The organism is Youngiibacter fragilis 232.1 (genome assembly GCF_000495435.3).
Taxonomy (GTDB): domain Bacteria; phylum Bacillota; class Clostridia; order Clostridiales; family Clostridiaceae; genus Youngiibacter; species Youngiibacter fragilis.
Genome location: NZ_AXUN02000124.1, coordinates 24,382 through 33,139 on the forward strand (window position 1 = coordinate 24,382; position 8,758 = coordinate 33,139).

The 8,758-nt window shown below is 46.7% G+C and carries 9 protein-coding genes; all 9 read left to right on the forward strand.

Annotation, left to right across the window (positions count from 1 at the left end; all coding sequences use genetic code 11):
* Positions 1–2 precede the first annotated feature (2 nt).
* The 9 genes from T472_RS06530 to T472_RS06570 all read left to right on the forward strand — a co-directional run bounded on the left by T472_RS06530 (position 3) and on the right by T472_RS06570 (position 8,751).
* A complete protein-coding gene (locus T472_RS06530) occupies positions 3–995 on the forward strand; it encodes an ABC transporter ATP-binding protein (RefSeq protein WP_023383862.1) in 993 nt (330 codons plus the stop codon).
* Positions 988–1,980: an ABC transporter ATP-binding protein gene (locus T472_RS06535; protein WP_023383864.1), complete on the forward strand. Its 993-nt coding sequence runs from the start codon at positions 988–990 to the stop codon at positions 1,978–1,980. The genes T472_RS06530 and T472_RS06535 overlap by 8 nt, the downstream gene beginning before the upstream one ends.
* A complete protein-coding gene (locus T472_RS06540; RefSeq protein ID WP_023383866.1) occupies positions 1,973–2,932 on the forward strand; it encodes an ABC transporter permease in 960 nt (319 codons plus the stop codon). Before T472_RS06535 ends, T472_RS06540 begins: the two co-directional genes overlap by 8 nt.
* A 7-nt stretch (positions 2,933–2,939) precedes the next feature.
* A complete protein-coding gene (locus tag T472_RS06545) occupies positions 2,940–3,773 on the forward strand; it encodes an ABC transporter permease (RefSeq protein ID WP_023383869.1) in 834 nt (277 codons plus the stop codon).
* An 18-nt stretch (positions 3,774–3,791) separates the two neighbouring features.
* Positions 3,792–5,387 (forward strand): ABC transporter substrate-binding protein, encoded by a 1,596-nt coding sequence (locus tag T472_RS06550; protein ID WP_023383871.1) that lies wholly within the window; start codon positions 3,792–3,794, stop codon positions 5,385–5,387.
* 29 nt (positions 5,388–5,416) lie between these two features.
* The gene (locus T472_RS06555) at positions 5,417–6,388 is read left to right on the forward strand and encodes an SIS domain-containing protein (RefSeq protein WP_023383873.1); all 972 of its coding nucleotides are present in this window, start codon (positions 5,417–5,419) and stop codon (positions 6,386–6,388) included.
* A gap of 223 nt (positions 6,389–6,611) precedes the next feature.
* Positions 6,612–7,325, forward strand: a complete 714-nt coding sequence (locus tag T472_RS06560; RefSeq protein ID WP_023383875.1) for a GntR family transcriptional regulator — start codon at positions 6,612–6,614, stop codon at positions 7,323–7,325.
* 222 nt (positions 7,326–7,547) lie between these two features.
* Positions 7,548–7,883, forward strand: a complete 336-nt coding sequence (locus T472_RS06565; RefSeq protein ID WP_023383878.1) for a type II toxin-antitoxin system RelE/ParE family toxin — start codon at positions 7,548–7,550, stop codon at positions 7,881–7,883.
* Positions 7,867–8,751, forward strand: a complete 885-nt coding sequence (locus T472_RS06570; protein ID WP_023383880.1) for a HigA family addiction module antitoxin — start codon at positions 7,867–7,869, stop codon at positions 8,749–8,751. The genes T472_RS06565 and T472_RS06570 overlap by 17 nt, the downstream gene beginning before the upstream one ends.
* Positions 8,752–8,758: the final 7 nt, after the last annotated feature.

Sequence of the window (8,758 nt, forward strand, 5' to 3'; positions counted from 1 at the left end):
CTATGTCGGAAGTCATTCTGAAAGTTGAGGGACTTACAATAGCCTTCAGGAACAGGAAGGAATCCTTCAAGGCTGTTGAAAACATTGGCTTCGAGCTGAAAAAGGGAGAGATACTCGGAATAGTCGGTGAAAGCGGAAGCGGAAAGACGATAACCTCCAAGGCCATACTGAACCTTCTTCCGGATAATGCAGGCGTAACTGATGGAAGCATTTCCTTCCTGGGCAGAGAGCTTTCAGGACTGTCGGAAAAGGAAATGGAGAAGCTGAGGGGAACTGAAATCGCAATGATCTTCCAGGACTCAAAGATGTCACTGGACCAGGTTTATACCGTTGGTTCACAGATAACCGAGGCGATACTCACACATGAAGACATAACCAGGGATGAAGCGAAGAAAAGGGCACTGACACTATTGGAATCAGTCAGGATACCAAATGCACCAAGAGTGTTCGATTCGTACCCCTTCGAGCTATCAGGCGGCATGTGCCAGAGGGTTATGATCGCGATAGCGCTTTCATGCTCACCTAAGATACTGATAGCGGACGAACCGACCACTGCACTTGATGTCACTGTCCAATCCCAGATACTGGATCTCTTGAAGGAGATCCAGAGGGCGACATCGATGGGGATACTTCTCATAACCCACGACCTTGGTGTCATATCTGAGGTTGCAGACAGGGTGATCGTCATGTATGCAGGAAAGATAATGGAATCTTCCACAAAGACTGAACTTCTGGAAAATCCAGTGCATCCGTATACCAGAGGCCTTATAAGGTCAATGCTGAAGATGGATACGGACCTAGAGGTGCTCTATAGCATCGACGGGGTGGTTCCGGACATCAAGTCAATGCCTGAGGGCTGCAGGTTCAGTACAAGGTGTCCTCTGGTTATGGAAAGATGCCGCAAGGAGGATCCCGGAATCATAAGCGTCTCACCAGGTCATCTGGTGTCATGCTTCAGAAGCGTGGAAATAGTAAGGGGGGAAGCTCTTGAGTGAAGTCTTGTATGAAATAGACAACCTGACCAAATACTTCAAGATAAGGCCAAAGCTTTTCTCCGGCGAGAAGAAAGTCATCCATGCAGTCGACAAGGTAAGCTTCAGTATCCTGAAGGGAGAGACCTTCGGGCTAGTAGGCGAATCAGGCTGCGGTAAAAGCACACTGTCAAGGACGATACTGAGGCTTGAAAAGGCTGATTCAGGCTCCGTACTATACAAGGGAACTGACATACTGTCCATGGACCAGAAGGAGCTGAGGAGCCACAGGAAAAAGCTTAGGATGGTATTCCAGCAGCCATATGACTCGCTTAATCCAAGGGAATCAGTGAAGGACATAATATCGGCTCCGCTTAGGCTGCATACCCAAATGGGAAGCCAGGAAAGGGAGAAGGAAGTTCTGAGGCTCATGGACCTTGTAGGTCTAAGCGCAAGATACATCAACAGGTATCCCCATGAGTTCTCAGGAGGGCAGAGGCAAAGGATCGGTATCGCGAGAGCAATCGCGGCAGACCCTGAACTCATAATCTGTGATGAACCTGTATCAGCTCTTGATGTCTCGATACAGTCACAGGTGCTTAACCTGCTTAAGGGCATCCAGAAGGAATTCGGACTGACATACATGTTCATCTCACATAACCTAGCAGTCGTAAAGCACATGTCTGACAGGATCGGGGTAATGTACCTTGGAAAGCTCATTGAGATTGCACCAAAGGGAAGCCTTTACCTCAGGCCGCTCCATCCGTACACACAGCTGCTGATGTCTGCAATACCAGAGGTGAAGGTGAAGAACCCATCAGGCTACAGGCCGATAACAGGTGAATTGCCTAATCCCAGTGACCCTCCAAAGGGGTGCAGGCTCTGCGGCAGGTGTCCCTACGAATTCGAAAGGTGCAGGGAAAGTTCTCCTGAACTTAAGGAGGTGGAACCAGGACACCTTGTAGCCTGTTTCCTTCATCCCGGGAAGGAGGAAACATCAAATGGCTAAATTCATGGCAAGAAGGCTTGGAATAGCCGCAATACAGATACTTGTCGTCACAACTATAGTCTTCGTGCTACTGCACATGATGCCGGGAGATCCTGTGCTTACCATGCTGGGGTCCGATGTCAACCATGACCCGGCTGTCGTTGAAGCCATCAGGGAAGAGCTCGGTCTCAATGAAAGCATCCCGACGCAGTATTTCAACTGGATAAAGGGGATAGCGACAGGCAATATGGGGAAGTCATACAGCGAGAAGATTCCGGTCATGGAAGCGATAGCATCGAGGATCCCAAGGACTCTTGAACTTGCATTCTTTGCACTTCTTCTTGCGTGCCTGATAGGCATACCGCTGGGTGTCATCTCTGCGATAAAAAGGGGCTCGATCGTTGATACACTGCTTACAATGGTGGCATCACTGGGAATCTCAACCCCGGTATACGTGCTCGGTTATCTGCTGGTAATGGTGTTCGCCCTCGATGTGTTAAAGCTGGGGCTTCCAAAGATGCCGGCAAGCGGTTATGTGGATATATCGAGGAATGCGGCTGAACATTACAGGAGGCTGATACTGCCTACAGTGACACTTTCCATGGGACTTGCGGTTTCAATAATAAGGATGACCAGGTCATCCATGCTTGAGTCAATGTCAGGGGATTATGTAATAGCCCTGAGGGCGAAGGGAGTGAAGAGGAGGAAAATCCTAAGTAAGCACATCCTCAGGAATTCACTCATACCTGTCATAACGGTAATAGGACTCCAGGCCGGAACTCTCATCGGAGGTACCGTGCTTGTGGAGAACGTGTTCAACTGGCCGGGACTATCGACACTCCTTGTCAAGGCCATAAACTACAGGGATTATCCCCTGATACAGGGATGCATATTCGTCATGGCCAGCATGGCGATACTGACAAACCTTTCCGTAGACATCATATACGGGGTCCTTGACCCTCGTGCAAGGTAGGTGAATCATGAAGAAATTAGGAATCTACCTTGAGAACAGGAAATTCGTCATAAGCATGATAATACTCATTCCTCTGATTATTGTGGTGATATTCGGAAACAGGATAATACCTAATGACCCACTTGAGATGAATACCACGATGATCCTACAGGGTTCATCGTTAAGGTTCCCATTGGGTACTGATGAATTCGGAAGGTGCATACTTTCCAGGCTCATATTAGGCATAAGGCCATCAATATTCGTGGCATTATCTGCTACAGCGATCGCATTCGCAGCTGGGTCGATACTTGGTATCCTTTCAGGATACAGGGGAGGGGTGTTTGGAAATGCGGCCATGAGGGTTGTAGAGATAATACTGTCGTTCCCGCCCATACTGCTCGCAATGCTCATAGTAGGGCTTTTCGGGGCAGGAGTGAGGAACCTCATAGTGATAATCGGGATCCTTTACACGCCTCACTTTGCCAGGATAGCCTACTCCAACACATTGAAGCTCAGGAAGATGGAATACGTGGAAAGCGAGATATCCATAGGCTCAAGCCTTCCAGCGATTCTTTTCAAGACCATTTTCCCGAATATACTCGCATCACTCATCATACAGGTGAGCCTGACCATCTCGAACTCCATACTCCTTGAATCAGGGTTAAGCTTCCTTGGCCTTGGAGTACAGCCGCCGGACCCTTCATTGGGGCAGATGATCGGTGATGCAAAGACCTACATTTCCTTCAACTACATGTATCTCGTTTGGCCATCGCTGTTTCTTCTTCTGATGATCCTTGCAGCCAACCTGCTTGGTGATTCCTTGAGGGACATTCTGGATCCTAAACTAAAGTCCAATATATGAATTGAAAGGAGACCCGCAATGAAAAAGCATCATGTCAAACTTCTTGCAGCTGTAGCTCTCTCCACAATGATCCTTGCAGGCTGCGCAGGAAAGGCTCCAACTACACCAACTACTCCTTCAGGAACAAGCGCACCTACTGCAGCAGAGATCAAGGATGAGGTTGTAATCGGAATAAGCGCCGAGCCGGCAACGCTCGATCCGCACATCCAGTCCGGTCAGGCTACAAGGCTGATCAAGCAGAACATATACAGGGGACTTATGTCCTATCAGCCGGACAACAGCAAGGCGATGGAGCTCGCAGAGAAGATAGAGCTTCAGGCAGACGGAATCACATACAAGGTTACACTCAAGGACGGACTAAAGTTCCATGACGGAAGCAATGTGACTTCTGACGACGTCAAGTACTCGATAGAGAGGATACTCAATCCTGACTCCAAAGCTACCTTCGGTGCCGATTTCAGGCTTATGGTAGACAAGGTTGAGGTAGTTGATGCCAAGGTATGCAACATAATCCTCAAGAAGCCTTCGACTCCGTTCCTGGATATGCTTGCGCTTCCAGAGACTGTCATAGTATCAAAGGCATGGTTCAGCAACACTGCAAACGATCCGGCCATAAAGGCTATGGGCAACGGACCATATGTCTTCGAATCCTGGGATAAGGGCAGGGAGATCAAGGTCACCGCATTCGCTGATTTCTACAAGGAAGGCAAGCCGGAATCAGACGCCCTGAGATTCGTATTCTACACTGACAACGCAACAAGGGCCAATGCTCTTCGAAGCGGCGACGTGGACATCATCGACTACGTGCCATCAACAGAGGCAATAGCCTTCGAATCAGCAAAAGATGCTGTTCTCGACATATCAGTGGCTCCAATCATGCTCCTTCAGTTCAACGTAAAGACTGGACCTCTTGCTGATCCTAAGGTAAGGCAGGCCATAGCGTATGCGGTTGACAGGGAAGGCGTAATCAGTGCAGCGTTCATGGGAAGAGGAATTCCAATATATGGATTCCCAACTCTCAAGGGACAGAACGGATATGATGGAAAGTACGACAACTTCTTCACTGAAGACCTTGCGAAAGCAAAGGCGCTCCTTGCAGAAGCTGGATATGCCAACGGATTCAAGATCAAGATACTTGCAACTTCTACATATGAGATGCACAAGCAGACAGCGCTTGTAGTGCAGTCAAGCCTCAAGCAGATAGGAATAGATGCAGAGGTTGAGCTTCCGGATTGGGCAACCAGGATATCAAGGTCAAATGTCGGAGACTATGACATACTTGTATCCGGAACAACAGGAAACATACTTGACATGGACTGGGTAACAAACTACTTCGCAAGCGGAGAGCCAAGGATGAACAGCTCGGCATGGTTTGCTGACGAAGAGATTGACAAGCTTCTTGAGGAAGGAAGAACAACAGTTGATGAGGCTGAAAGAGCGGTCATATACGACAAGTTCAGGCTGAGGGCACTTGAGCTTTCACCATTCGTATTCATAAACTACAGAGAACAGATATTTGCGATGTCTGACAAGGTAAAGGGCTTCCAGAACATGGACGGCATACTTACCTACACTTCAGGAATAACACTGGAGAACACTACAGTAGCCAAATAGGCTTAAACGTCGCAAGATAGGAGATTTTAATGGAAGTAAAAGAGATAATACAGGATATCCAGAAGAACCGCATAGGCAAGGGTGAGCTGAAGCATGTATACTTCGTAGCCTGCGGAGGTTCACAGGCCGCCATATATCCGGGACACTACCTGCTGAAATGCGAGGCAAAGGGTTTTACCACATCAATACACAACAGCGGCGAATTCAATGCAGCAACTCCGAAGGCACTTGATGAAAAAAGCATCTGCATAATCTGCTCACTGAACGCCACCAGGGAAACCGTTGAAGCAGTGAAGACAGCAAGGGCAAAAGGGGCAGTTGCCATAGCCATGACAGGCTTCCCGGATACCCAGATGGCCAAGGAAGGGGAATACGTAGTAGTATACTCCAATGGCAATGAACAGGTATACTCGGAGAGCAACCAGTCCAATTCTCTTAGACTTGGATTTGAGATCCTCAAGCAGTATGAGGACTATGAGAACTATGATGCAGCTATGGAAGCATACAGGCAAGTTGACGGCATAATCGCAGAGGCTAAGGCTGATTACCTTCAGGATGCCCAGAAATTCGCTGAAGACTACAAGGATGATGGGATCCTCTATATACTTGCAAGCGGGTCCCTTTACGGAACTGCATATTCAATGGAGGCGTGCCATCTCATGGAGATGCAGACAAAGCATGCTGTGCTGCTGCACTCAGGGGAGTATTTCCATGGTCCTTTCGAGACCACGGATGAGAAGCTAGCAATGGTGCTCTTCAAGGGAAGCGGAAAGACCAGGGTTCTTGATGAGAGGGTCGAGAGATTCATAGGCAGGTACAACAGACACCACAAGATATTCGACATACTGGACTTTACCAAAGGGAAGATCGATGAAAGGGTTTCGGAATACTTCGACCCAGTCATAATGATACCCATGGAAAGGTTCTATGTATACCAGATGTCTTTGAAGACAGGAAGGTCATTCGACTACAGGAAGTATATGTGGAAAGTGGAATATTAGGAAGAGAATGAAAAACTTCTGAATATCCGCTGAAGCTATAGGATGCTGCCGGCTATACCGGCAGCATTGCAACCTGAAACAGATAATAATTCAGATTAACATTTAGAAGACGAACGGTTTTTAGGTATAATAAAGTCAGGCATCATGATGCAGAACAATAATGCATCTGATATATCCAGAAAGTTGGATATTAGCCCATACAAACATTTTGAGGAGGTTTCGTATGGTCTTCGATAAGAATTGTGTAACTCCGCTCTATGTGCAGCTTAAGGCGGAGCTTATGAACAGGATAAACAACGGAATATTGAAGTCAGGCGAGCAGTTGCCTCCTGAACTTGAGATGGCGGAAAACTTTTCGGTAAGCGTAGTTACCGTAAGATCTGCAGTGAATGAGCTGGTAAAGGAAGGCCTGATCGAGAAGAAGAGGGGTAAGGGAACGTTCGTATCCAACACCAAATACAAGAGGGACTACACCAAGATCCAGAGCTTCTCTGACTCGTGCAGGGCGATGGGCTCGGTAGCTGGAAGCAGAGTCCTTGAAATGAAGCTTGAGAAGGCAGACAGCTCACTTGCACAAAAGCTTGGAGTGAATTCAGGCGACAGGGTACTCTACATTTCGAGGCTCCGGACTGTAAACGGAGAACCGATGGTGATTGAAAAGAACTACTTTCCTGAAAGGTTTGCTGACCTTCTGAACGAGGACCTGGAGAAGAATTCACTCTTCCTGATCCTTCAGGAGAAATACGGGGTCACAGTCACCAAATCTTCCAAAGAAGTGGAAATAGCAAGGACAACAAGTGAAGAAGGTAAGCTTCTCAACCTTTCTAAGAACTATCCAATACTGCTTGTAAAGAGCGTGGCGTACGACCAGTTCGATACACCTGTCTATGTCGGTTCTCAGGCAATAAATGGAGAGCGGTTCACATTGAAAATATGAAACTCACCACCTCAGACTGGGTAAAACCTGTCTGAGGTGGTTTTCTGTCTAATGCAAGTTCAGGCTAAATAAGGTATATTCAAACATTGTTGTGAGATAGTGTTAAGTGAGGAGCAAAATAAGAATAATAGAAGGTGGATCAGATGAATTAATTGGCATTTAAAATATAATTAACCTTATAGGTTAATAAATACATTGATTGTGCGGAGGCGATGTTTTATAATGAAAGTGGAATTCAGGACAAACAAGCTGAAGAGGCAGTGTGAAGATCCGAGATCGGCACAGAAGGAGTTTGGTCCGGATATTGGGAACAAACTGACTCAAAGAATAGGTGAGCTTGTTGCTGCGAAAAGTCTGAAAGATATTAAGGCAATTCCGGCTACCAGGCTGCATAAGCTTGAGGGTAACAGGGACGACCAGTACGCTGTTGATTTGGTGCACCCCTACAGATTGGTGTTCAAACCCATTCTGGAGAACAAGAGTGACATATCGAAATTGGAACTGATTACAATCGTTAGAATCGAGGAGGTGGTAGATTATCATGGCAAGAAGAAATGAGAATATATATTCTCCAGCTGTTGCTGTTCCGCCCGGAGAGACAATCAGGGAAAATATGGAATTTTTGGGAATGAACCAGAAAGAGCTTGCAGCAAGATTGGATATTACAGAGAAGCATCTAAGCAATGTTCTTGGAGGCATTTCTCCAATCACATACGATACTGCCATTAAGCTTGAACATGTCATCGGACCAAGTGCTGAGTTCTGGTTGGAACTGGAGACAGGATATCAGTTAAATAAACTCAGGATTGAAGAAGAAAGCAATATTGAAGAAGAGAAAGAAATACTTAAAGTGATCCCCTACAGGGAGATCAGCGAATTCGGTTGGGTTGAAAAGACAAATGACAGGAACAGAAGGGTCATTAATCTAAGAGAATTCTACAGTGTGAGTACGCTACAGGCAATAAGGAGAACATATGCTGTAGCTCTGAGGACACAAAAGAGTTCGAATGAAGTATCTGATTATGGCGCACTTGCATGGCTCAGGAAGGCTGAAACCGAAGGCTTGGATCATGATGTTGAAGAGTTCAGCAAATCTAAGCTCAGGAAAATGATACCAAAGTTCAGGGAGTTGACAATGAAGTCAGCTAAAGAGTCATTTCCTGAAATGGAAAAGCTATGTGCTGAAGCTGGAATCGCATTGGTGCTAGTGAAATATGTACCCAAAACATATATCTGCGGTGCTACATTCTGGAGGAACAACAAGGCGATAGTTGCGCTAAGTGTGAGGGGAAAGAGAGCAGATGTGTTTTGGTTCACTTTTTTCCATGAGGTTGCACACCTGCTAAAACACACGAGAAAGGAAGTCCACATTAACTACGAGAAATCAGATGAAGAATACGAAGCGGATGAAATTGGAGGGCACTGAAAAAGTA